The 23,635-nt window shown below is 65.6% G+C and carries 23 protein-coding genes and 1 tRNA gene; 14 read left to right on the top strand and 10 right to left on the bottom strand.

Annotated features, from left to right (window positions below; all coding sequences use genetic code 11):
- The first annotated feature begins 108 nt into the window (after positions 1 to 108).
- From O0880_RS19060 to O0880_RS19050, 3 genes are read left to right on the top strand one after another with little or no spacing between them, the layout of a single operon-like run.
- Positions 109 to 2,136, top strand: coding sequence for an acetyl/propionyl/methylcrotonyl-CoA carboxylase subunit alpha (locus O0880_RS19060; RefSeq protein ID WP_289888087.1), 2,028 nt, complete (start codon positions 109 to 111; stop codon positions 2,134 to 2,136).
- A gap of 21 nt (positions 2,137 to 2,157) precedes the next feature.
- Positions 2,158 to 3,090 (top strand): glyoxylate/hydroxypyruvate reductase A, encoded by a 933-nt coding sequence (locus O0880_RS19055; protein WP_289888085.1) that lies wholly within the window; start codon positions 2,158 to 2,160, stop codon positions 3,088 to 3,090.
- A gap of 1 nt (position 3,091) precedes the next feature.
- Positions 3,092 to 4,015: a hydroxymethylglutaryl-CoA lyase gene (locus tag O0880_RS19050; RefSeq protein ID WP_289888084.1), complete on the top strand. Its 924-nt coding sequence runs from the start codon at positions 3,092 to 3,094 to the stop codon at positions 4,013 to 4,015.
- Between the two features lie 179 nt (positions 4,016 to 4,194).
- Here O0880_RS19050 and O0880_RS19045 read toward each other — a convergent pair.
- Positions 4,195 to 4,271, bottom strand: a tRNA-Pro gene (locus tag O0880_RS19045).
- 148 nt (positions 4,272 to 4,419) lie between these two features.
- Here O0880_RS19045 and O0880_RS19040 point away from each other — a divergent pair.
- Positions 4,420 to 5,079 (top strand): hypothetical protein, encoded by a 660-nt coding sequence (locus O0880_RS19040; RefSeq protein WP_289888083.1) that lies wholly within the window; start codon positions 4,420 to 4,422, stop codon positions 5,077 to 5,079.
- A 39-nt stretch (positions 5,080 to 5,118) separates the two neighbouring features.
- On the opposite strand, the gene rsmI is transcribed toward O0880_RS19040, so the two are convergent.
- Positions 5,119 to 6,027, bottom strand: a complete 909-nt coding sequence (gene rsmI / locus O0880_RS19035) for a 16S rRNA (cytidine(1402)-2'-O)-methyltransferase (protein WP_071326001.1) — start codon at positions 6,025 to 6,027, stop codon at positions 5,119 to 5,121.
- Positions 6,028 to 6,192: 165 nt separating this feature from the next.
- Here rsmI and O0880_RS19030 point away from each other — a divergent pair, with 165 nt between their 5' ends.
- From O0880_RS19030 to O0880_RS19000, 7 genes are all read left to right on the top strand, one after another.
- On the top strand, positions 6,193 to 7,407 hold the full coding sequence (locus tag O0880_RS19030) for a penicillin-binding protein activator (protein WP_289888081.1): 1,215 nt from the start codon (positions 6,193 to 6,195) through the stop codon (positions 7,405 to 7,407).
- 12 nt (positions 7,408 to 7,419) lie between these two features.
- Positions 7,420 to 7,794, top strand: a complete 375-nt coding sequence (locus O0880_RS19025) for a YraN family protein (protein ID WP_289888080.1) — start codon at positions 7,420 to 7,422, stop codon at positions 7,792 to 7,794.
- A 57-nt stretch (positions 7,795 to 7,851) separates the two neighbouring features.
- Positions 7,852 to 8,448 carry a phosphoheptose isomerase gene (locus tag O0880_RS19020; protein WP_071325998.1) on the top strand — a complete coding sequence of 199 codons (597 nt, stop codon included), beginning with the start codon at positions 7,852 to 7,854 and terminating at the stop codon, positions 8,446 to 8,448.
- Positions 8,441 to 9,127, top strand: a complete 687-nt coding sequence (locus O0880_RS19015; RefSeq protein ID WP_289888077.1) for a BON domain-containing protein — start codon at positions 8,441 to 8,443, stop codon at positions 9,125 to 9,127. Before O0880_RS19020 ends, O0880_RS19015 begins: the two co-directional genes overlap by 8 nt.
- Before the next feature lie 94 nt (positions 9,128 to 9,221).
- Complete coding sequence (locus O0880_RS19010; RefSeq protein WP_071325996.1) at positions 9,222 to 9,743, top strand: TlpA disulfide reductase family protein; 522 nt, start codon at positions 9,222 to 9,224, stop codon at positions 9,741 to 9,743.
- A 96-nt stretch (positions 9,744 to 9,839) separates the two neighbouring features.
- Complete coding sequence (locus O0880_RS19005) at positions 9,840 to 10,430, top strand: sigma-70 family RNA polymerase sigma factor (protein WP_071325995.1); 591 nt, start codon at positions 9,840 to 9,842, stop codon at positions 10,428 to 10,430.
- Positions 10,427 to 11,122 carry an anti-sigma factor gene (locus O0880_RS19000; RefSeq protein ID WP_071325994.1) on the top strand — a complete coding sequence of 232 codons (696 nt, stop codon included), beginning with the start codon at positions 10,427 to 10,429 and terminating at the stop codon, positions 11,120 to 11,122. The genes O0880_RS19005 and O0880_RS19000 overlap by 4 nt, the downstream gene beginning before the upstream one ends.
- Positions 11,123 to 11,187: 65 nt before the next feature.
- Here O0880_RS19000 and O0880_RS18995 read toward each other — a convergent pair whose 3' ends face one another.
- On the bottom strand, positions 11,188 to 11,610 hold the full coding sequence (locus O0880_RS18995) for a PaaI family thioesterase (RefSeq protein WP_071325993.1): 423 nt from the start codon (positions 11,608 to 11,610) through the stop codon (positions 11,188 to 11,190).
- Positions 11,611 to 11,700: 90 nt separating this feature from the next.
- On the bottom strand, positions 11,701 to 12,858 hold the full coding sequence (locus O0880_RS18990) for a PepSY-associated TM helix domain-containing protein (protein ID WP_289888075.1): 1,158 nt from the start codon (positions 12,856 to 12,858) through the stop codon (positions 11,701 to 11,703).
- A 154-nt stretch (positions 12,859 to 13,012) separates the two neighbouring features.
- On the opposite strand from O0880_RS18990, the gene O0880_RS18985 reads away from it, so the two are divergent.
- Positions 13,013 to 13,357: a hypothetical protein gene (locus O0880_RS18985; RefSeq protein WP_289888074.1), complete on the top strand. Its 345-nt coding sequence runs from the start codon at positions 13,013 to 13,015 to the stop codon at positions 13,355 to 13,357.
- Between the two features lie 91 nt (positions 13,358 to 13,448).
- Positions 13,449 to 15,611, top strand: a complete 2,163-nt coding sequence (locus O0880_RS18980) for a TonB-dependent receptor (RefSeq protein WP_071325990.1) — start codon at positions 13,449 to 13,451, stop codon at positions 15,609 to 15,611.
- Between the two features lie 68 nt (positions 15,612 to 15,679).
- Here O0880_RS18980 and ung read toward each other — a convergent pair whose 3' ends face one another.
- The 4 genes from ung to O0880_RS18960 all read right to left on the bottom strand — a co-directional run bounded on the left by ung (position 15,680) and on the right by O0880_RS18960 (position 19,803).
- A complete protein-coding gene (gene ung / locus O0880_RS18975; RefSeq protein WP_289888073.1) occupies positions 15,680 to 16,342 on the bottom strand; it encodes a uracil-DNA glycosylase in 663 nt (220 codons plus the stop codon).
- A 142-nt stretch (positions 16,343 to 16,484) separates the two neighbouring features.
- Positions 16,485 to 17,501 carry a lipoyl synthase gene (gene lipA, locus O0880_RS18970; RefSeq protein WP_034782748.1) on the bottom strand — a complete coding sequence of 339 codons (1,017 nt, stop codon included), beginning with the start codon at positions 17,499 to 17,501 and terminating at the stop codon, positions 16,485 to 16,487.
- A 37-nt stretch (positions 17,502 to 17,538) separates the two neighbouring features.
- Positions 17,539 to 18,255: a lipoyl(octanoyl) transferase LipB gene (gene lipB / locus O0880_RS18965; RefSeq protein WP_071325988.1), complete on the bottom strand. Its 717-nt coding sequence runs from the start codon at positions 18,253 to 18,255 to the stop codon at positions 17,539 to 17,541.
- A 75-nt stretch (positions 18,256 to 18,330) separates the two neighbouring features.
- Complete coding sequence (locus O0880_RS18960) at positions 18,331 to 19,803, bottom strand: PLP-dependent aminotransferase family protein (protein ID WP_289888070.1); 1,473 nt, start codon at positions 19,801 to 19,803, stop codon at positions 18,331 to 18,333.
- A gap of 129 nt (positions 19,804 to 19,932) precedes the next feature.
- Between O0880_RS18960 and O0880_RS18955 the strand changes: the two genes are divergently transcribed.
- Positions 19,933 to 21,138 carry a multidrug effflux MFS transporter gene (locus O0880_RS18955; RefSeq protein WP_289888069.1) on the top strand — a complete coding sequence of 402 codons (1,206 nt, stop codon included), beginning with the start codon at positions 19,933 to 19,935 and terminating at the stop codon, positions 21,136 to 21,138.
- Here the strand turns inward: O0880_RS18955 and O0880_RS18950 are convergent.
- Together O0880_RS18950 and O0880_RS18945 are read right to left on the bottom strand one after the other, a co-directional pair.
- Positions 21,131 to 21,427: a DUF493 family protein gene (locus O0880_RS18950; RefSeq protein ID WP_034782741.1), complete on the bottom strand. Its 297-nt coding sequence runs from the start codon at positions 21,425 to 21,427 to the stop codon at positions 21,131 to 21,133. The two genes, O0880_RS18955 and O0880_RS18950, sit on opposite strands and share 8 nt — an antisense overlap.
- 364 nt (positions 21,428 to 21,791) lie before the next feature.
- On the bottom strand, positions 21,792 to 23,582 hold the full coding sequence (locus O0880_RS18945; RefSeq protein ID WP_289888068.1) for a DUF6600 domain-containing protein: 1,791 nt from the start codon (positions 23,580 to 23,582) through the stop codon (positions 21,792 to 21,794).
- Positions 23,583 to 23,635: the final 53 nt, after the last annotated feature.

Raw genomic sequence — 23,635 nt, 5'->3', positions numbered from 1 at the left:
CCGCCTCACCATCCGTAGGTCGGCTTAGCGCGCAGCGCGTAAGCCGACAAGCCAACAGACCAGGTCCATCAAGAGACCGCTGCACCTTTGAGAGAATAGAGAGAGACCATGTTCACTAAAATCCTGATCGCCAACCGCGGCGAAATCGCCTGCCGTGTCGCCGCCACCGCGCGCCGCATGGGCATCCAGACCGTCGCCGTGTATTCGGAGGCGGACGCCAACGCCAAGCACGTCGCCGTCTGCGACGAAGCGGTGCTGATCGGCCCCGCGCCGGCCAAGGAAAGCTATCTGTGCGGCGACAAGATCATCGCCGTGGCGCTGGCCACCGGAGCGCAGGCGATCCACCCCGGCTATGGTTTCCTCTCCGAGAACGCGGACTTCGCCGACGCCTGCCACGCTGCAGGCCTGGTCTTCATCGGCCCGCCGGCGTCCGCCATGCGCGCCATGGGTTCCAAGTCCGCCGCCAAGTCGCTGATGGAAAAAGCCCAGGTCCCCCTGGTGCCCGGCTACCACGGCGAGGAACAGGATGCGGACTTCCTGCACACGCAAGCCGACAAGATCGGCTACCCCGTCCTGCTGAAGGCCTCGGCCGGCGGCGGCGGCAAGGGCATGCGCGTCATCGACAACAGCGCCGACTTCAAGGCCGCGCTGGCCTCGTGCAAGCGCGAAGCGATCAGCTCTTTCGGCGACGACAAGGTGCTGGCCGAGAAATACCTGTCGCGCCCGCGGCACATCGAAATCCAGGTGTTTGCCGACACGCTCGGCAACTGCATCTACCTGTTCGAGCGCGATTGCTCGGTACAGCGCCGCCATCAAAAGGTGCTGGAAGAGGCGCCGGCGCCGGGCATGCCTGCCGAACGCCGCGCCGCCATGGGCGAGGCGGCCGTCGCCGCCGCCAAGGCCGTCGGCTACGTGGGCGCGGGCACGGTGGAGTTCATCGCCAACCAGGACGGCTCGTTCTACTTCATGGAGATGAACACGCGCCTGCAGGTCGAGCATCCGGTGACGGAAATGATCACCGGCACCGACCTGGTGGAATGGCAGCTGCGCGTCGCCTTTGGCGAACCGCTGCCGAAAAAACAGGACGAACTGACCATCCACGGCCACGCCATCGAGGCGCGCATCTATGCGGAAAACCCGGAAAAGGGCTTCTTGCCGTCGATCGGTACCCTGCGCCATATGCAGTCGCCCTCCGCCGTCACGTTCGAGCTGGGCGGAGCGGTGGTGCCGGCCTCCGTGCGCATCGATTCGGGCGTGCGCGAAGGCGACGCCATTTCGCCGTTCTACGACCCGATGATCGCCAAGCTGATCGTCTGGGGCGCGGACCGCCGCGAGGCGCTGGCGCGCATGGCGCAAGCGCTGTCCGAATACCAGATCGTGGGACTGGCCAGCAATATCGCCTTTTTGAAGCGCCTGGTCGAAGGCCAGGCATTCTCCAGCGCGGACCTCGATACGGGTTTGATCGAGCGCAATCACGACGCCCTGTTCCCCGCCCTGCAGGCGGCACCCGACACGGCCCTGGCGCTGGCGTCAGTCGCCCTGCTGCTGGAAGAAAAAGCGGCCGCCGAAGCGCAGTCGGAGCACCGCGCCGACCCGTGGGGCAATGCCCTCGGCTGGCGCCTGAACGGCACCTTGGGACGCAGCCTGGCGTTTGCCGACGAATTTACCCAGGCCGGCGACAGCCAGGCCTACGCCGCGCGCATCGCCTACCGGACGGATGGCTGGCTGTTCAACGGCCAGCCCCTGACCCTGACGGCGCGCACCGGCGGGGAACTGCACATCAAGTTCGGCGAGCGCGCCGTGCACGGCACCGTGCGCCGCGACGGCGAGCAATTCCACGTGTTTACCCACGGCTTGCACTACACCTTGCACTACAGCGATCCGATGGCGCATGCGGGCGAAACGGAAGCGGAAGGCGGCCGCCTGACGGCGCCGATGCCGGGCAAGGTCGTCGCCGTGCTGGTGAACAAGGGCCAGGACGTCAGGAAGGGCGAGCCCTTGGTCATCATGGAAGCGATGAAGATGGAGCACACGATCGCCGCACCGCACGACGGCCTGGTGGAAGACGTGCTGTATGCGGTCGGCGACCAGGTGGCCGATGGCGCACCGCTGCTGGCCTTCAAGGCAGCCGCATAAGGAGCGCTCTTGGAAACGTCCATGCGCATTCTTCTACAACGTTCGGACGGCAAGGAAGCGGCGTGGATCGCCGACTTCCGTGACGTGCTGCCCGAGGCCGAGATCGTCTTCTGGCGCGAGGGCGACACGATCGCGCCATGCGACTATGCCGTCGTGTGGCAGCCGCCCGCCGCCATGCTGCCGGCATTGAGCGGGGTCAAGGCCATCTTCAACACGGGCGCGGGCGTCGACGCCCTCCTGAAATTTGGCGAGGCGCTGCCCGGCCACGTGCCGCTGGTGCGCCTCGACGACGCGGGCATGGGCGTGCAGATGGCCGAATATGTGAGCCACGCCGTGCTGCGCCACTTCCGCCGTTTCGACGATTACGAGGCGCAGGCGCGCGCCGGCATCTGGCAACCGCTGCCCGCATTCGACAAGGCGGACTTCCCCATCGGCGTGCTGGGCATGGGCGTGCTGGGCACGCGCGTGCTCGAGGCGCTGGCGCAGTTCGAATTCCCGCTGCGCGGCTGGAGCCGCAGCCGGAAGGACCTCGACGGCGTCGCGTGCTTCGCCGGCGAAGAGGGACTCGAAGCCTTCCTGCGCGGCACGCGCGTGCTGGTCTGCATGCTGCCGCTCACGCCGGAGACGCACAACCTGCTCGATCGCGCGCACCTGTCCATGCTGCTGCCGGGCGCCTACGTCATCAACGTGGCGCGCGGCGCGCATGTGGCCGAGCCGGATCTGCTGACCCTGATCCGCTCCGGCCACATCGCCGGCGCCACCCTCGACGTCTTCCGCAACGAGCCGCTGCCGCAGCAGCACCCGTTCTGGCAAGAACCGCGCATCACCATCACGCCGCATATTTCGGCCGCCACCCTGCGCCGCGAAAGCGTGGCGCAGATCGCCGCCAAGATGCGCCGCCTGCAAGCCGGAGACATGGTCGCCGGCATCGTCAACCGTTTGCAAGGATATTGAAATGAACGCTCAAGCTAGTTTGCCGAAACAGGTCAAGATCGTCGAAGTGGGCCCGCGCGACGGCCTGCAGAACGAGAAGGAAACCATCAGCGCCGCCGTCAAGATCGAACTGGTCGACCGCCTGACGCAGGCGGGCTTCGCCAATATCGAGGCGGCGTCCTTCGTCTCGCCGAAATGGGTGCCGCAGATGGCCACCAGCGCGGAAGTGATGGAAAAGATCGCGCGCCGCCCAGGCACCATTTATTCGGCGCTGACGCCGAACATGCAGGGGTTCGATGCCGCCCTGGCGGCAAAGGCCGATGAAGTGGTGATCTTCGGTTCGGCATCCGAAGCGTTCTCGCAAAAGAACATCAACTGCTCGATCGCCGAATCGATCGCCCGCTTCGAAGGCGTGGCGAAGGCGGCCAAGGAACACGGCCTGCGCCTGCGCGGCAGCATCAGCTGCGCCTTCGGCTGCCCCTACCAGGGCGACGTGCCGCTCGACGCCGTGGCCGACGTTGTGGCTCGCATGCGCGACCTCGGTTGCGACGAGATCGACATCGCCGACACCATCGGCGTGGCCACGCCGCGCAAAACGCAGGCGGTGATGGCGCGCGCCATCGCGGCCTTCCATGTCGGCGGCCTGTCCGGCCACTTCCACGATACCTACGGCCAGGCGCTGGCAAATATCTACGCCAGCCTGGAAACGGGCATCGCGATTTATCATTCGTCCGTCTCGGGCCTGGGCGGCTGCCCCTACGCCAAGGGCGCCACCGGCAACGTGGCCACCGAGGACGTGCTGTACATGATGCAGGGACTGGGAATTGCCACCGGCATCGACCTCGACCTGGTGGTGGACGCGGGCCAGTTCATCTCGCAGCAGCTGGGGCGCAAGGGTTCCAGCCGCGCCGGCAACGCCATCGCGGCAAAACGCATCGCTGCGTAGGTCGGATTAGCGTGGCAACGCCACGCGTAATCCGACGTCACCGAGGTCATGGCCAACACTGTTATCGGGTTACGCGCCTGGCGCTAACCCGACCTACGCCGGCTTATTCAGTCCTGCCTGAACCATACAGACGAAAAAAAACCCAAGAGCCTAAACTCTTGGGTTTTTTTCTACAAATTTGGTCGGAGTACAAGGATTCGAACCTTGGACCCCCTGGTCCCAAACCAGGTGCGCTACCGGGCTGCGCCACACTCCGAAGACCAAGATAATACAGCCCGTATCGACTTCGGTCAAGGGTCAGGTGAAACTCTGTGTAAATTATTTACGGGCAGCACAGGAAGCCGTGTATTTTTCAAAACGATTGAAGTATGCGACACTCGACACGCAGGTTTTCCCGATCAGACATGAAGGCGACGACGGCAATGGAGTTCAGTACAAGAATACGCGCAGATGGCGGCGATGGCCGGTCCGTCTCGAATCGCCGCGGTATCGCGCTGGGCATCGCCGTGTCCTTGCTGCTGCATGGCGCCCTGATTTACCTGTGGCGCCACGTCCAGCCGCCAGTCTTGCCCGAAACGGGCACCAAGGTCGAGTCAATTGCCGTGTGGATACGCCCGCTGGCGGCGAAGCCACCCCCGCCACCCGTCGCCGAGGTCAAGCCGAAACGCGAAGCCCAGCCCGTCAGCAAGCCGAAACGCGCCACTGCCACGGAAACGCCAGCGGCGGCCACGGCGCCAGCGGCCAGCCCGCAAGCCATCACGGTCGTACCGGCATCGCCGGCCGCGCCGGCGGCCAGTCCCGATGCATTGACGCAAGAGACGCCGAAATTCGACATGGAAGCGGCCAGGAAAACGGCGCGCAAGATGGCCGGCGAACGCGATCCGTCCAAGGTGGGCACGGCCGTGGGGCAGATCCCCGACAAGCCGCTGCGCACGGAAACCCAGCTGGCGCGCGATATCGCGCAAGGCAAGCGCGGCGATTGCAGGACAGACTATGCGGGCGCGGGCTTGCTGGCGCCCGTGCTGATGTTGCTCGACAAGAAGGATAGCGGCTGCAAGTGGTGAGCCTGACAACATACCCCATCCGGGTATCTTGCCATCCCCTTATTCCTGCCCCTTCAACTGCAGCGCCCGCTCATACAGGGCGTTTTTCTTGCGGCCCGTGATTTGCGCCGTCAGATTCGCCGCCTGCTTGACGCTGCATTCGGCCAGCAGGATGTTCAGGATGCGTTCCGCTTCCACGTCTTCCGCGTCCTGCGCCTCGGTGGCGCCTTCCAGCAGGACGACGAATTCGCCCTTTTCGCGGTGCGCGTCGGCACGGATCCAGCTTTCCGCCTCGGACAGGGGGCAGCGGTGGATTTCCTCGAACATTTTCGTCAGTTCGCGCGCGAACACCACCTGGCGCGTCGGCTCGAACGCTGCCGCCAGGGCCGTGGCGCAATCGAGGATGCGGTGCGGCGCCTCATAAAACACCATCGTCGCCGTCACGCCGCGCAGGCTGTGCAGCATGTTTTCACGCTGCTTGGCTTTCGCCGGCAGGAAGCCGACAAAGTAAAACTGGTCATTCAACAGGCCGCTGGCGGAAATGGCGGTGATCGCCGCAGACGGGCCGGGCAGGGGCAGCACGCGCAGGCCGGCCGCGCGCACGGCGTCGACGATGCGCGCGCCGGGGTCGGAGACGGCCGGCGTGCCGGCGTCCGAGACGAGGGCGATGCGTTCGCCGGCGTGCAGGCGGGCAATCAGCGTTTCCGCCACTTCCCGTTCGTTATGTTGATGTGCCGCAATCAAGGGCTTGTTCAGGCCAAAACGCGTCAGCAGGTGCGCCGTGTTGCGCGTATCTTCACAGGCGACGGCATCGGCAATGCTCAGCAAATGCAGCGCGCGCAAGCTGATATCGGTCACATTGCCGATCGGCGTGGCCACTATATACAATGTTGCGCTAGGATAGACCTGGTGCGCCGCCTCTGTCATGATGGGCAGGCTGGCGATGGAACTGATTTCTTGTACGGTCATTTTGGAGGTTAAATGCTTGCTAATAGTGTGAAGTTACTGCTTGTTTGTGCCGCGACCGGCATGCTGAGCGCTTGCAGCACGCCTTGCGACGCGCCCGGGCAATTGTGCGCGCCTATTGAATCTAACACAAGGCCACTACCGCCACCGAAGCCGCTGCCGCCGCCCGTGCCGCCGAAACCGCCGGCGCCGGAACCGGTGACATTTGCCGTGGCCGTGCCGAATATTACCTCGTACGACGAGAGTGGCGCGCCGCTGGCGCCCGTCAAGGGCAAGCCGGCCACCGGCACACCGCTCGACATGCCGGCCGCCACGGCGCCGGCGCCAGCCGATGGCAATGTGCGCCACATCGGCCTGCTGCTGCCGCTGCGCTCGGCGTCCCTGGGTCCGGCCGCCGAACTGCTGCGCGCCGGCTTCATGGCTGCGTACGAGCGCGACCGCAGCGGCTTCGAAGTGACGGTGATCGATACGGGCGACGGCAGCGGCGACGTCCTGGACAAGTTTGCGCAAGCGCAAGAGGAACAGGACATCGTCGTGGGGCCTTTGTCGCGGTCCGCCGTCACGGCCGTGGCGAATAGCGACCTGGTGCGCAAGCCCACCATCGCCCTGAACCATCCCGACAACCGCGGCGAGACGCGCCTGCCCGAAAAAATGCTCATCATGGGCCTGTCGATCGAAGCCGAAGCGCGCCAGGTCGCCGCCTGGGCCGCCAGCGAACAGCCGGGCGCCAACGCGCTGATCCTGTCGGCCGGCTCGCCGTCGCAGCGCCGCACCAGCGCCGCCTTCAAGCAGGAATGGCTGCGCCAGGGCGGTAAAGTCGAATTGGTGGAACTGTCGGCCGTGAATGGCTACCTCAGCGATGCCGAGATGGTGCAGCTGCGCGCGCGCCTGGCCGCCACGCCGCCGGGCCTGCTGTTTGCCGCGCTCGACGCCGACCAGGCGCGCCAGCTGCGCGTGGCCATCGGCAGCGACCTGCCCCTGTATGGCACGTCCTCGCTGAATCCGGGCACGGGGCGCGGCGCCAGCGGCCCCGAGCTCGACGGCACGCGCCTGCTGGACTTGCCGTGGCAGGTGCAGCGCGACCATCCGCAGGTGATGGTGTATCCGCAGCCGCCGCAGCCGGCCGAACGCCGCCTGACGGCCGACATGGAACGCCTGTATGCGCTGGGCATCGATGCCTTCCGCGTGGCGCGCGAAGTGGCGCTGCGGCCGAACGCGCCGTTTACGCTCGATGGCGTGACGGGCCGTCTGGCCGTGCGCTTCGAGCATGGCCAAAGCGTGTTCGAACGCACGGAACAGGCGGCCAGCTACCAGCAGGGCGTGCTAGGCACCTGGCCGCCGAAGGAAGTGCCCGTGCCGGCCGCCTTGCCGTTGACGCAATAGGAACAAGGCGCCATGCCGTCCTGGCCCTTCCCCGCCAAGCGCAGGCGCGCGCAGGGACGGGACGGGCGGCAGGCGGAAGACGATGCGCTCGCATATCTGTTGTTGCAAGGCCTGGTGCTGCTGGAACGCAACTACCTGTGCCGGGGCGGCGAACTCGACCTGATCATGCGCGATGGCCCCTCCATTGTTTTCGTCGAAGTGCGGCTGCGCTCCAGCCGGGCCTTCGGCGGCGCCCTGGCCAGCATCACGCCAGCCAAGCAGCGGCGCATGGTGTACGCGGCGCAAACCTGGCTGCAGGGGCAAGAAACGCTGCCGCCATGCCGCTTCGACGCGCTGGCCATCGATGGCGGGCGCATCACCTGGCTGAAGAACATCCTCGATATGTAAGCATTTTTAACAGTGCTTGTCCGCCATGCCGCGCGCCTGCACTATAATCGGCAGACTATGAATAATCAACGCATCCTCTCGCACTTCCACGAAAGTGCCGAACTCAAGATCCAGGCCGCCACCGTACTGGCGCAACCCATTGCGCAGGCGATCGACCTGATGTTTTATGCATTGTCCAACGGCAACAAGATCCTCGCCTGCGGCAACGGTGGTTCCGCCGCCGACTGCCAGCATTTCGCGGCCGAGCTGGTGGGACGCTTTGAGCGCGAACGCTTTCCGCTGCCGGCGCTGGCGCTGACGACCGATACGTCGATCCTGACGGCCGTGGCCAACGACTACAGCTACCGCGACATCTTCTCGAAGCAGGTGCAAGCCTTCGGCCAGGCCGGCGACATCCTGCTGGCCATCTCCACCTCGGGCAATTCGGCCAACGTGATGGCAGCCGTGGAAGCGGCGCTGGAGCGCGAAATGCGCGTCGTGGCGCTGACGGGCAAGGACGGCGGCGCCATCGGCAAGATGCTGACGGACGCCGACGTGCATATCTGCGTGCCGGCCGAACGCACGGCGCGCATCCAGGAAGTACATTTGACAACCATACACTGCATTTGCGACGGCATCGATGTCGCCTTGTTCGGAGGAGACGTGAATGACTAAATTCGGTACTGGCCCAGGCTGGAAACGCATACAACGCCCGTTGGCGACCGCCTTGCTGTGCGGCGCCATGCTCACCTCGCTCACCGGCTGCATCGAACTGATGGTCGGCGGCGCCGTGATGGGCGGCGTCGCCGCGGCCGACCGCCGCACCCTGGGCGCCCAGACCGAAGACAAGTCGATCGCGCTGAAAGGCGAGTCGCGCATCCCCTCCATCGTCGGCGACGTGGGCCACGTGAACGTCACCAGCTTCAACCGCCGCGTCCTGCTGACGGGCGAAGTGCGCGATGAAGCGATGAAAAATGCCGTCGAGCGCGAAGTGCGCAATATCGCAGGCGTGGAATCGGTGGCCAATGAGCTGATCATCGCCGGCCCGGCCAGCTACACCTCGCGCTCGAACGATGCGCTGATCACGGCCAAGGTCAAGGCCAGCCTGGTGGACATGAAAACCATCTCGGCCGCCTCGTTCAAGGTCGTCACGGAAAACGGCACCGTCTTCCTGATGGGCCGCGTCACCCAGCGCGAAGGCACGGTCGCCTCCGACGTGGCGCGGGGCGTGAGCGGCGTGCAGAAAGTGATCAAGCTGTTCGACTACATCTCGGAAGCGGAACTGAAGCAATTGCAGCCGGAAGCGCCGCAGCAGCGCACCACCAGCACGGTCAGCGATACCGTCCAGCAATAAGCGTTCTCCCCCATCCGGCCTACGGATCCAGCGCGGCGATACGGCTATAATGGTCGCATCGTGGCCGCATCGCCGCGCTTTTGAAATGAAAACCATGTCAACTTCGCCATCTGCAAGCAAGTCCTGGCTGAAGCCAGCCCTCATCGCCGTCTTCGTGGCGGGCGTGGCGGCGGCCGGCTACCTGTCGCTGAACGACAAGCAGAGCGCGCCGGACGTGACCTTCCACGGCATCCATGGCGAGAAAATCACGTCGGCCAGCCTGCGCGGCAAGGTGGTGATGGTCAATTTCTGGGCCACCTCGTGCACCACCTGCGTGGCGGAAATGCCGGAAATGGTCGACACCTACAACAAGTACAAGGCGCAGGGACTGGAATTCGTGGCCGTGGCCATGAAATACGACCCGGCCAACTACGTGCTGAACTTTGCCGAAACGCGCCAGCTGCCGTTCAAGGTGGCGCTCGACGTGACGGGCGAGGCGGCCAAGGCCTACGGCGACGTGGCGCTGACGCCCACGACCTTCGTGCTCGACAAACAAGGCAAGATCCTCAAGCGCTATGTGGGCAAGCCCGAGTTTGCCGAACTGCACAAGCTGCTGGAAACGGCCATCGCCGGCTGATCCCCCTCAGACACCTTGCAAAACCCTGTTGCCAGGTGTTGCCAATCTGTTATAACCTTCCCTTGCGTGATCCCATTCACCTTGTGAAGGCCAGCCGTGTCCCTAGCCGCTCAACCGCCCGACCCGCAGCAACTGAAAGCCTGGCTGCTTGCCGCCGGCAACAAGGACGCCACGGCGTTCCGTCAGCTATATAACTCCACCTCATCGAAACTGTTTGGCTTCGCGCTGCGTATATTGCATAAGCAAGAGCTCGCTGAAGAAGCCTTGCAAGAGGGGTTCGTCGCCATCTGGAACAACGCCGCCACTTACCAGAGTCATCTGGCGGCGCCGATGACCTGGATGGCCACCATCGTGCGCAACAAGGCGTTCGATGTGCTGCGGCGCAGCGACGATACCGTGGAAATCGATGCCGAACAGTTTGATAGCGAAGTCATGAATGCACTCCGAGACCCCCAGGCCACGCCCATCGAATCGCTGCAGCTGAGCGGTGACGCCAAGGCGCTGGCATTCTGCATGTCGGCCCTGGAAGGGCTGCACCGGCAGGTGGTCGCCCTGGCGTTCTATCACGACCTGTCGCACAGCGAAGTGGCGCAGCAGATGTCGCTGCCGATCGGCACCGTGAAGACGTGGATACGCCGCAGCCTGGAACGGCTGCGCACGTGCCTGGCGAAACGGGAGGCATCATGAATATCCGCGGCAATGACGCGCTGCGCCAGAAACTGGCATCCGAATACGTGCTGGGCACGCTGAAAGGGGGTGCCCGGCGGCGTTTCGAAGGCTGGCTGCACAACGATGCCGGCTTGCGCAATATCACGGCCGAATGGCGCCAGCGCCTGGAACCGATGGCGGAATTCGCCACGCCCGTGGCGCCGCCGAACAGAGTCTGGAAGCAGATCGAGCAGCGGCTGCACCTGGCGCCGCAAGGCGGCTGGGCCCTGTGGCGCGATTCACTGTCGTTCTGGCGCAGCCTCGGCATGGCCTCGAGCGCCATCGCCGCGCTGCTGGTGATCGTCGTGGCCACGCGCCTGCTGGACGCGCCGCAGATCAGCTATGTGGCCAGCCTGACGGACGAGAAGGCGCAGACGGCCCTGCTGCTGACGGCCGACAGCCGCCACGGCGCGCTCGACGTGCGCATGGTGGGCAACGCGCCCGTGCCTGCCGACCGCGACCTGGAACTGTGGGCCGTGCCGAAGAGCGGCAACCCCCGTTCGCTCGGCTTACTCGCCGACAAGGGCAATATAAAACTGGCCCTGTCCCAGCGCGCCATCGGCGACGACGTGGCCCTCCTGGCCGTCACCCTCGAGCCGAAAGGCGGTTCGCCCGATCCGAACGGACCGACGGGACCAATCTTGTACAAGGGTAACTGGGTGAAAATTTAAGCAGCGCAAAAGCGAGGGCTGGGGTCGTATCCTGCAGGGTACGACTCCGGAGGTCGCTCTTGCGGTTATTTAGGGTACAGAATCATCTGCGTGCAGCGGAACAGGGCGATGGTCTTGCCTGTTTCCTTGCTTTTCACCACGGCATCCCACACCTGCGTGTTGCGGCCCTTGTGCTCTACCTTGGCCGTGCACGTGATGGTGCCGTCGCGGGCCGTGCCCAGGTGGTTCGACTTCAATTCGATGGTGGTGAAGTTGCTCGCGCCTTCGGGCAGGTTGGCGATACAGCCATAGCCGGAAGCCGTGTCGGCCAGGGTCACCACGCTGCCCGCGTGCAGATAGCCGTTCGGTGCCAGCAGATGCGGCAGCACGGGCAGTTCCGCCGTCAGCTGGCCGTCGCCCACGTCCGTGATGACGATGCCCAGGTGGCCGGGCAGGCGGCCGGTGCCGCGTTCATTCAACAGTGCTACGGTGATCTCGGGATGGCTCATGCTGGTCCTTGTGCGGGTGAATCCGGGCAGCGGATCTGCCGGAGAATACTATGATGATAGCAACTTTCCCCGCATCGGTTTGGCGGCCGCCTATTTCCGGCCGCGCCGCCGTTTCCACCACACCAGGGTTCCCGTCAGCATGAACAGCAGCGGCATCAGGCCGAAGAGGGTGATGAAGGCGCGCCCGGCCGCGCCAAACGCCTGCCCCGAATGCAGCGGGAATTGCCAGCCCAGGAAAACGTCGCCGGCCGGTGCCCGCAAGGGATCGCGGATGCGCAGGGGCAAGCCGCTGCGCGCGTCCAGCGTGATGCGCGTAGCGCCGTCGCCGTCGGCGATTTCGCCAGGCTGGCGCACGCGCACGTCATACGGCTGGTCCGGCTTGGCCGGCAACACGATGCGCGACACGCGCGCCTGCGGATACAGCGTCTGCGCGGCGGCCATGGCCTGGCCCGCATCGAGCACGGCGCCATCGTTCTGCAGATTTTTCAGTTTGGCCGTGTCCGGCGCCGTCGACACGAGCGCCACCAGCGGCACCACCAGCTGCGGCAAATTGAAATAGATGCCGGAAAAGGCCAGCACGGCCAGCACGGGGGCGGCAAAGAAACCGGCCGCCTTGTGAAACGTATAATTGAAACGGGGCCAGGACCCGCCATGCGACACCGTCAGGGCGCGCTTGATCGCCTTCCACTGCAGGCGCGGCCACCACAGATAGATGCCGCTGAGGGCCATCATCATCAGCAGCACGCCGGAAATCCCCGTGAGCGTCTTGCCCGCGTCGCCCGACAACAGATAGCGGTGCAAATGAAACATGCCTGACATCAACAGCGGACGCGTGAGGCCGAAGCGGCCCCAGTCGCGCTCGCCCTTCACTTGCAGGGTGTAGGGGTCGACCATCACCTGGCGCACGATGGCCTGGCTGAACATGGACGGCTTGGCTGGCTGGCGGTACGACGCCACATACACGTCGCGCGCGTCGGCCGGCGGATTGAGTTGCGTAGGCTTGCCGTAGGCCGGGTCGGCCGTGAGCTGGTCCACCACCGTTTGCACGCTGCGCGGCGTCACCTGGAAGGCCTGGCCAGGCGCGGGTGTGCTCGCCTGCAACAACGTCGGATTCAGCCAGGCGTCGAGTTCCGGCATCCAGGCGATGGCCGAGCCCGTCAAGCCCAGCAGGACGAACAGGGCGCCGAACCACAGGCCCGCATACAGGTGCAGCTTGGCTAACAGCCATTTGATCGGGCGCTTGGACATGAAGGGGGACTCTGGGGATTTTGGGCTGCGGAACGATAGCATGAAAGGCCCGGAGTGAAAATCATTATCAGCTGGCATCCTGTCCTGCCCCCGTAGCGCAAATGAATTGCAACAGGCGCTGACAGCGGGGCGATTTTCTTGCTACTATGCGCCCATGTCTTCCCGCCAGCCCACCCGCAAGCTTGCTCATCACGGCGCCGCCGTCCTCGCGCGCACGCCGTGGCGGCTGTGCGTGGCACTGTTCAGTGCGCTGGCCCTCGTGTTCCTGCTGTCGACGGCCGCCTCGCACCTGCACAAGACCAGCCTCGACGCGGAAGAGTGCGCGCTGTGCGCCACGGCCATCGACAAGGTGGCCGATTTCGCCGTGCCGCCGGCCATCGCCGAGCCGCCCGCCCAATTACTGCCGTACCGCTTGCTGGCCGCCGCGCCGGCCGCCCTGGCGCCCGTCGCCGCCATCCTGCTGCCGCCCGTGCGCGGCCCGCCTGCCGCCTCATTGTAGTTCCCACGCTGTTTTTCTTTTTTCAGGCGGTCCCTTGCCGCGCTTCGATGCGCGCCGGGCCGCCTGGCGTTGACTATCTTTGAGGTTTACCATGCAACACACTCCCCGTCTGAGCGCGCTGTCGCTCGCCCTTGCCAGCCTGTTTACCGTGTCCGCCCATGCAGCCGATGCCACTCCTGCCGATACGGCCGCCGATGCCGCGCCGCCAGAGATGCAAAAGGTCGAAGTCACGTCCGCCCACCTGAAAAGCGCGCGCATCGAGCTGTCGCCGAAAGTCGGCACCACCATCTACAGCATCGACAGCCACATGGTCGGCATGCTGGGCCAGGGCGACAACACGCCGTTCAATGAAGTGCTGCTGCGCCTGCCAGGCGTGTCGCAGGATTCGAAGGGTTCCGGCGCCCTGCACGTGCGCGACGACCATGCCAACGTGCAATACCGCATCAATGGCGTGCAATTGCCGGAAAGCATCAGCGGCTTCGGCCAGTCAATCGACACGCGCTTGATCGACCATACGGATTTCATGACGGGCGCCTTGCCGGCCCAGTTCGGCCTGCGCACGGCCGGCATCGTCGATATCGAAACGAAGGAGGGCGGCATGACGCCGGGCGGGCGCATCGGCATCCTCGTTGGCAGCCACGATCATGTGGAACCGAGTGCCGAATTTTTCGGCAGCGTCGGCAAGTTCAATTACTACCTGTCCGGCAGCTATCTGGGTAACGCCCTGGGCGTGGAAAACCCGCAAGACACGCGCAGCGCCCTGCACGACAAGACGCGCCAGAACAAGTCCTTCGGCAGCCTGTCGTATTTCCTCGATGACAACACGCGCCTGGGCGCCATGTTCGGCACCTACAACGGCCGCTTCCAGATCCCGAACAATCCGAACCAGGCGCCCGCCTTCTCGCTCGATGGCCACAGCGATGCGCAGGCGGGCACGTCCAGCCTGCCGTCGTCGCAGCTGAATGAAAACCAGCGCGAGGTGAACCGCTTCCTCGTGCTGTCGCTGCAAAAGAGCCTGGGCGACCTCAATTACCAGGTCTCGGCCTTCCACCAGTATTCGGAACTGCACTTCACGCCCGATGCCATTGGCGACCTGATCTACAACGGCGTGGCGTCGGATTCGCGCCGCTCGAACAGCGCCTCGGGCGCCCAGTTCGACGCCAGCTACAAATTGCTCCCGGACCACACCGTGCGCGCGGGCCTGGCCTACACGCGCCAGAAGACGACGAGCGACAACACGGTGGCCGTCTTCCCCGCCATGGACGGCGCGCAAACGTCCACCACACCCATCACGGTGCGGGACAACAGCGGCAAGACGGGCACGCTGGCCAGTTTCTACCTGCAGGATGAATGGCATATCAGCAAGCCCCTGACCCTGAACTACGGCGCGCGCTTCGACAAGGTCTCGGCCTACACGAGCGAGCAACAATGGAGCCCGCGCGTCAACCTGGCCTACCAGCTCGCGCCGGGCACGGCCCTGCACGCCGGCTATTCGCGCTACTTCACGCCGCCGCCGCAGGAACTGGCCGCGCAGGGCAGCATCGACCTGTACGCGAACACGACGAACGCGCCGGAAATCGGCCAGTCCGACAACGTCAAGTCCGAGCGCACGCATTACTACGACGTCGGCATCAGCCACCAGGTGAATGCGCAACTGACCGTGACGGCCGATGTGTACTATAAAAAGATCAACAACCTGCTCGACGAAGGCCAGTTCGGCCAGGCGCTGATCCTCACGCCATTCAACTATGCGGACGGCTACGCCAAGGGCCTGGAATTGTCGGCCATCTACAGCGAGAAAAACTGGGGCCTGTTCCTCAACGCCAGCACGCAAAAGGCGCAGGGGCGCAACATCAATTCGGGCCAGGCCCTGTTTGGCGCCGATGAGTTGAACTACATCAGCAAGAACTATGTCTACCTCGATCATGACCAGAAATACACGCTGTCGGGCGGCGGACATTATCACTTCGGCGATTCGCAAGTGAGCGCTGACTTCCTCTATGGCAGCGGTCTGCGGATGACTCCGGAGGGCGGCGCGCCGAATTCCGGCCATTTGCCCAGCTACTTTACCGTCAATGCGGCGCTCACGCATACGTGGAAAAACACGCCGCTCGGCAAGGTGGAAGGACGGCTGGCCCTGATCAACCTGTTCGATAAATCGTATCTGCTGCGCGACGGTTCCGGCGTCGGCGTGGGGGCGCCGCAGTATGGCGCCCGCCGCAGCCTCTACGCCGGCTTGTCGACAAGCTTCTAAAAGTTACGCGCGAAGACAGCGGCAGGGAGCAACGCCTGCCGCTGTCGGTTGCCGTCCGGTTCCAAAAATTATCCCCAGGCGATGGCCGCCTGGCCATGCGCCTGCAGATACGCATTGGCCTGGCTGAACGGCTTGCTGCCGAAGAAACCTTTACTGGCCGACAAGGGAGAAGGGTGGGGCGCGGCCAGCACCAGGTGCTTGCCGGGATCAATCAGGCTGCGCTTGGCTTGCGCATAGCCGCCCCACAGGATGAAGACGAGATGACTGCGCTCGGCGGACAGGTGGCGAATGGCGCTGTCGGTCAGCTTTTCCCAGCCCTTGCCCGCATGCGAGCCGGCCACGCCGGCGCGCACCGTCAGCACGCTATTGAGCAGGAACACGCCTTGCTGCGCCCAGTCGGACAAATCCGTGCGCGTGCGCGCCACGCCCACATCGGTGGACAGCTCCTTGAAGATATTCTGCAGGCTGGGCTGCGGTGGATTGCCTTCCGGTATGGAAAAACACAGACCCATGGCCGCGCCCGGCGTGTGATACGGGTCTTGGCCGAGGATCACGACTTTCACTTGCTCAAATGGCGTCAAGTCGAACGCGCGGAAGATGTATTTACCCGGGGGAAAGCACTGCCCCACCGCATAGTCCGCCTTCACGAAGGCGGCCAGGCGTTCCCAGTAAGGTTCGGCGAAATCAGCTGCCAGCCGCGCCTTCCACGATGCATCGATGCGTACGTCCATGCCTCACCTCATAGCTTATCCGTCAACCATGCTTTTTCAACACGACAGTATAGAACGCCGGGCCGGATGAGGCGCATACGATTCGAACAGGCAAAAAAAAGCCGCCAGCTTCAGCAGGCGGCTTTGATGCAGCGCAAGGTGCTTAGAAATTCAGCGCCGATTCCACGCCGGCGCTGTGCGCCTGTTCATCCGCGTGGTACGAGCTGCGCACCATGGCGCCGACGGCGGCGTGGGTGAAGCCCATCTTGTACGCTTCTTCCTCGAACATCTTGAAGACGTCCGGGTGCACGTAGCGGCGCACGGGCAGGTGGCTGTTCGATGGCGCCAGGTACTGGCCGATGGTCAGCATGTCGATGTCGTGCTCGCGCATGTCGCGCATCACTTGCAGGATTTCCTCGTCCGTCTCGCCCAGGCCTACCATGATGCCGGACTTGGTCTTGACGTCCGGATACATGGCCTTGAAATCCTTCAGCAGCTTCAGCGAATGCATGTAGTCGGAGCCGGGACGCGCTTCCTTGTACAGGCGCGGCGCCGTTTCCAGGTTGTGGTTCATGACGTCCGGCAAGCCATCCTTGAACAGGTTCAGGGCTTTTTCCAGGCGGCCGCGGAAGTCGGGCACCAGCACTTCGATGCGGGTGTTTGGCGACAGGGCGCGCGTTTGCTGGATGCACTCGACGAAATGGCCGGCGCCGCCGTCGCGCAAGTCATCGCGGTCGACGGAGGTGATGACGACGTAGTTCAAACGCAGCTTGGCGATGGTTTTCGACAGGTTGGCCGGCTCTTCCTTGTCCAGCGGGTCCGGGCGGCCGTGGCCGACGTCGCAGAACGGGCAGCGGCGCGTGCACTTGTCGCCCATGATCATGAAGGTGGCCGTGCCCTTGCCGAAGCATTCGCCGATGTTCGGGCAGCTGGCTTCCTCGCACACGGTCACCAGCTTGTTTTCGCGCAGGATGTCCTTGATTTCATAGAAGCGTGTCGATGCCGAGGCGGCCTTGACACGGATCCAGTCCGGCTTTTTCAGGCGCTCGACTTGCTCGATCGGAATGATCTTGATCGGGATGCGCGAAGTCTTGCTGGCGCCTTTTTGCTTTTCGCTCGGGTTGTACGCGGGAGCGGCGGTCGCGGCGGGGGCGGTGCTGGAAATGGTCTCAGAAGTCATGGCTGCAAGCCCTTGCGGGCGATGTTGGTTTGTTTGCTCAGGCATCCGCTGCCTGAGGCGCGCCTGCGGCGCTGTTTACCTCGGTTACATCGAGTAATACGGTCAATTCCCGGGCCAGGGCCCGCTGCACGTCGGCCAGCGGCGCCACCACGCCCATGCTGCGCATGTCCACCGTCTTCAGGCCGGAATAGCCGCAGGGGTTAATCCAGGAAAACGGCGCCAGGTCCATCGCCACGTTGAGCGACACGCCATGGTAGGTGCAGCCATTGCCGCGCACTTTCAATCCCAGCGCGGCGATCTTCGCACCCTTGTCTGGCCCGCCGGCAATATAAATGCCAGGCGCGCCATCGATGCGCTCGCCAGCGAGATTATACGCCGCCAGCACGTTGATGATGGCTTGCTCGATTTTATGCACGAACTGGCGCGCATACAGCTTGCCGCCCGGCTTGTTGCGGCGCAAGTCCATCAGCAGGTAAATCACCACCTGGCCGGGGCCGTGGAATGTGACTTCGCCGCCGCGGTCCGTCTGCACCACGGGGATCGAATTTTCTTCAATCGCTGCGCCGGCCAGCAAATGGCCGCGGTCGGCCGCCAGGCCCAGCGTGAACACGGGCGGATGCTCGACGATCCACAGTTCGTCGCGCGTGTCCGTCGTGCGCGCGTCGGTAAAGGCGCGCATGGCGGCAAAGGTCGGCTCGTAATCGACGCGGCCCAGCTCGCGGATCAGCGCCGCTTCGGTTCGGGTGGTGGTCATGACAGGTTCTGTGGTCAGCTGCCGGCGCCCTGCGGACGCTGCGGCGAAGCCGTGATTATAAGCCAGGCCGCCGTTTCATTCCGGCGCAGCGGCCGGCAGCAACAGCAGCCTGCCCAATTTTTGGGCAGCGTGGCGTATCTGCGCGGCGCTGAGGGCCGTGTAGCCGAGCAGCACGGCCGGCGCCAGCCTGGCGCTGTGGCAAAAGTCGCCGAGCGGCTGCAGCGCCAGCCCCTCCTGCGCCGCGCGCGCGCAAAATGCGCGCTCGTCGCTGCCGGGCGGCAGCCACAGCACGCAATGGAAGCCCGCTTGCTGGCCGGAAATGGCGTAGCGTCCGGGCGCGGTCTGCTCGAGTACAGCCAGCAGCAGGTCGCGCCGCTCCTTGTAGGCCAGCCTGGCCTGGCGCAAATGGCGCACGAAGGCGCCTTCCTCCATCCAGGCGGCCAGCGCCAGCTGTTCCGTTACACCGACGGACCGGCCCGTCAACTGCAAGGTGCGCAGCAGCTGCGCGCGCAAGCCGGGCGGCAGCACCATGAAGCCCACGCGCAGGCCGGCAAACAGGGTCTTGTTGAAACTGCCACAATAAATCACGCGCTGGTACTGGTCCAGCGCCTTCAGGGCCGCCAGCGGCGCGCTGTGGTAATTGAATTCGCTGTCGTAATCGTCCTCCACCACCCAGGCGCCGCTGTCGTTCGCCCATTCCAGCAGGGCCAGGCGGCGCGTGACGGACATGGTCACGCCCAGCGGCGACTGGTGCGCCGGCGTCACATACGCGAGGCAGGCGTCGGCGTGGGCGCGCAGGGCGGCGCAATCGATGCCCTCGGCGTCGACGGCAATGTCCACCGGCACGGCGCCACTGAGGGCGAACAGGGCTCGCGCGGCCGGGTAGCCCGGTTCTTCCAGGCACACCTTGTCGCCATCGCGCACGATGCTGCGCGCCAGCAAGTCGATCGCGTGGCGGATGCCGGTGGTGACGACGATGTCTTGCGGGTCGCAGCGGATGCCGCGGTACTTGCCGAGGAAATCGGCGATCTGCTGGCGCAGCCGGGGCAGGCCGGCCGGATCGGCGCTGCACAGCTGCTCCGGCGTGGCGGCGGCCAGCGCCCGCGCCGCGCACTTCGACCAGGCGGCCATGGCAAACAGGCTGGCGTCGGCGCGCCGGGCCACGAAGGGCAAGCCGTCGCGCACGCCCGTGTCCGAGGCGGGTGCCGGCGCCGCGGCCAGCGTGGCGGGGAGAGCGTCATCCAGGCCGGCCATCAGGAAGCGTTCCGGCACGACGGCGCACACGCGCGTGCCGGAACCGGGCACGCGCGTCACGTACGCTTCCGCGTGCAGGCGGTCGAACACGGTTTCGATGGTGCCGCGCGACAACTCCCACCGTTCCGCCAGGGTGCGGCTGGACGGCAGGCGGCTGCCCGCCGGCAGCATCTTCGTCAGGATGGCCGCGCGCAGCGCTTCATACGCGCCATCCTGCTTGTTGACGCCAGCCTTGTCGAGCCAGCTGGTAGGGCGGGGCAAGTCCAGGGCGTGCGGTGATTTTCCTCGCGGCATGATGATGGTCGTCCAAGTGGTCCAATGAAATAAGTGATGACTGGCACTTCGCATTACACCACAACCATTCTACTCTCACCGTTCCGGTGCGCCAGCGTGGCGCGCCATGCCATCTTGCGTCTGGAAAACATGAGTAAAAACACATCCCTGCCGCTGTGGGCCTGGGGCAGCATCGTGCTGCTGCTGGTCTGCCTGTCGCGCATCAGCATCGACATTTACCTGCCGTCGCTGCCGGCCATGGCCGATGCGCTGCACGCCAGCGATGCGCAGTTGCAACTGACGCTGAGCCTGTTCATGGCCGGCTCGGCCGCCTCGATGCTCGCCTGCGGACCGCTGGCCGACCGCTACGGACGCCGCCCCGTGCTGCTGGCCGGCACGGGCATTTATGTGCTCGCCAGCATCGTTTGCACGGTGACTTCCGACGTGCACGTGCTGATCGCCGCGCGCGTGCTGCAGGCGTTCGGCGGCTGCAGCGGCACCATCATCGGCAGGGTCATGGTGCGCGACCGCTTCGATCCCGCCACGCAGGCGCGCATGCTGGGACGCATCTCGATGGTGATGGGACTGTCGCCGATCCTGGCGCCGCTGGCCGGCAGCGTGCTCGACGCGGCATTCGGCTGGCGCGCCGTGTTTGGCGTGCTGTGCCTGCTCGGGGGGCTGTCGCTGGGACTGATCGCCGCCTACTTGCCGGAAACCAGGCCCGTCGACACCGCACCGCAGGCACATACCCTGGCGCTGTACCGGCGCCTGCTGGGCGATGCCTATTTCCTGCGCTATGCGCTGGCCATCGGCTGCGTGTATTGCACGTACTTCCCGTTCATCGCGGAATCGTCCGTGCTCTTGCAAAGGGGCATGCAGCTGTCGCCCGGCGCGTATGCGCTGGTGTTCGCGCTGACGGTGAGCGGCTATATCGCGGGGTCGAGCCTGTTTCGCGCGCTGGGGCCGCGCCTGGGGGCCGAGCACATGCTGGGCGTGGCCGTGCTGATCAATGTGGCGGGGGCGGCCAGCTTGTTGCTGGCAGGCAGCCTGGCGCCGCAGCACGTGGCGTCGCTGGTGGCGCCGATGCTGCTGGTGATGGTGTCGGTGGGCATGGCCATCCCGGCCTGCCAGCTGGCCGTGCTGCAGCCGTATGGCGCCCAGGCGGGCAGCGCCTCGGGCCTGTTCTTCTTCGTGCAGATGGCGATCACGGCCGCCTGCGGCGCGCTGCTGGCCGCCATCACCGACGGCAGCGAAAAGCCCCTGCTGTGGGTAACGGCGGCGGCCAGTGGCGCCTTTGCCGCCGTCTGGCTACTCACGAAGAGCCGGGCCAGCGTGACGGCGGCAACGCTTACATGACGATCTTCACCATCGGATGGCCCGACAGCGCCATGTACAGGGCGTCGAGCTGTTCGCGGCTGACGGCGCGCACGGTTACGGTCAGGCCCGTGTAATTGCCCTTGCCCGATGGGCGCTCTTCCATGCGGCCCGCGTGGAAGGTCGGATCGTGGCTGATCACCAGTTCCAGCATGGTCGGGGCGAAGTCGACATGCGTCGGACCCATGATCTTGATGGGAAAATCGCTCGGGTATTCGATCAGCGATTCGCTGGGAGGAATCGTGACTTCGGTAGGAGGGGTGGTTTGCATGGGAAATCCAATCAGTGCCGGTAAGGACAGGCGGCGCAGCATACATCGCGCGGCGGCTGCATAAAAGCGTATTGTAGCCAACTTTGGGGACGCATGCGCCCGTTGCCATGGCGCCGGCGATGGTGCCCGCATGGCGAAAAAAAAAGCCAGCTATGCAAGCTGGCTTAAAACTATTTCGTTTGGACAAAATAGCGGGAAAAAATCGGTGCTGTCACTACGTGCGGCATTGCGCTGTTCTGCAATGCACCTACTGTAGAGAAAACACCGCGGCATTGCCTCCGGCATGTGACGAACTGCCGGTTTGACGGCCTGAACGTCCATACGGCGCGACCAGACGGGAATCGGCCCGGCGCCAATGCCTCGTTCAGCGCTCCTGTTCCTGCACGCGGCCGCTGCGACCGGGACCGCCGCGCTCGCTGCCCCGCTCATGCGCCCGTTCACGCGCGGCACTGGCGCGCTCGGCACCGCGCTCGCCGCCGCGCGCTTCCGGCGCGGGACGCGGCGCCGGCGCCGGCATCGCTGGCGGCGGTGAAGGCGGCGGCGCCGTTTGCAACACCTCGCGGCGGTTGCCGCGCTCCCACCGGCCACCATCCTGGCGCGGCGCATCGGCCGGGCGTTCCATCACGGGACGCGGCGCCCGCTCATGGCGCGGATACGCCTCGCCACGCCAGCCGGGCTGGCGGCCCACCTGGTCTTGCACGGGTGGCAAGGCCGGCATGGCTGGCATCACGGGTTGTGCCGGCACGGGCGGCGCGGATGGCTGCGGCGGCACGGGCGGGCGCTGCGGCATCAGCGGACGGGGCGCCACGCGCGCTTGGCCGTCGTCCGTCTGCAGGCGGCCCGGGCGGTTGACCCAGTCGCGCCGGGGAATGTTGTCCGTGCGGTTGTCCATGCGCGGCCGTTCGGTCGGACGCTGCCAGTTGCCGGCCGGCGGAGGCGCCGTGCTCAAGGGCAAACTTTGCATGACGGGCGGCGGCATGGTGGTGCGGTCGCGGCGCGGCACGTCGACCGTGCGCTGCGTGCCGAAACGCTCGCCGGGCAGCATCGTCATGCCTGGACGGCGGTCGCGTTCGCCCGTCACGGGGCGGCGGCCATCGGCGACGCGGTTGATGCGGCGTTCATAGTCGGCGCTGGCGCGGTAGCCGGGCACGTAACGGTCGTGCGGCGACAGGGGGAACCAGCCCACGCCGGGGCGCGATCCATGCTGTGGCCCATGTGCGCCGCCGACCCAGCCCACCAGCGCCGGCGCCCAGGGCACGCGCGCGCGGTCGCGCCCCGGCGCCCAGCCCCAGCGGTGGCCCAGCAGTACCCAGCGGCCGTAATGCGAAGGCGCATAGCCCCACGGCGCGTTGTCGACCCAGGTCCAGCCCCACGGCGCGATCCACGTCCAGCGCCCGTCGCTGTACGGCGCCCAGCCGGCAGCTACCGTGGTGGGCAGCCATAGCGGGCCATACTCGGTATCGTCCTGCCAGGCGCCGTAACGGTCCAGCTCTTCATAGCCGGTCGTATCCTCGGTGACATAGCGCAGGGCCGGCGCGGCGGCGGGCAAGGCTTCGGGCCAGTGGTCGAAGGCCACGCGCTGCAGGGCGCCCGTGCGCAGCTCCTCGTCCGTCAGTTCGGCGCGCTTGCCGGCGCGCAAGGTCACGCTGCCCGTCGCGCCATCCACGTCGGCCACGCCTTCGAGCACGCTGACGACGCTGGTGCCCGGCTGGCGCCCGGCATCGATGCGCACCCAGCCCGGCTGGGCCAGGGTCACGCGCGCCTGCTGCGTCGTCAGTTCGAGGCCGCGCAGCGCGTCCGGGTTGCGCACGCGCACGCTGACGCTGCCATAACTGAGGTGCAGCTTGAAACTGTCGTCATCGAGTTCGCTCACTTCCAGCTCGGAATCGCCATCGAGGCGCACGGCGGCCGCGCCGACGCGAAACTCGGCCAGCGCGCCGCGCATGGTACTTAAACGGTTATCCGTCGTGACGGGCCAGTTCAGCAGGGCCTCCTGCGCCTCGCCATCGCCGGCGCGCACCAGCACCTGGCCTTCGACGGTGGACAGGCGCCCCACGCGGGCGGGCGGGTCCTCGGCCAGGGCCAGCGCGCACGCCGACGACAGCAGCACGGCGCACACGATTTTCAGGAGGGGGAAGGACAGGGTCGGACGCATGGCAGCGCTCCAGGCAAGACTTACAAGGATGACATGACTGGATTACAGCCCTC

Source organism: Janthinobacterium sp. SUN118 (assembly GCF_030397695.1).
GTDB lineage: Bacteria > Pseudomonadota > Gammaproteobacteria > Burkholderiales > Burkholderiaceae_D > Janthinobacterium.
This window is presented reverse-complemented; position numbering and strand designations above follow the sequence as displayed.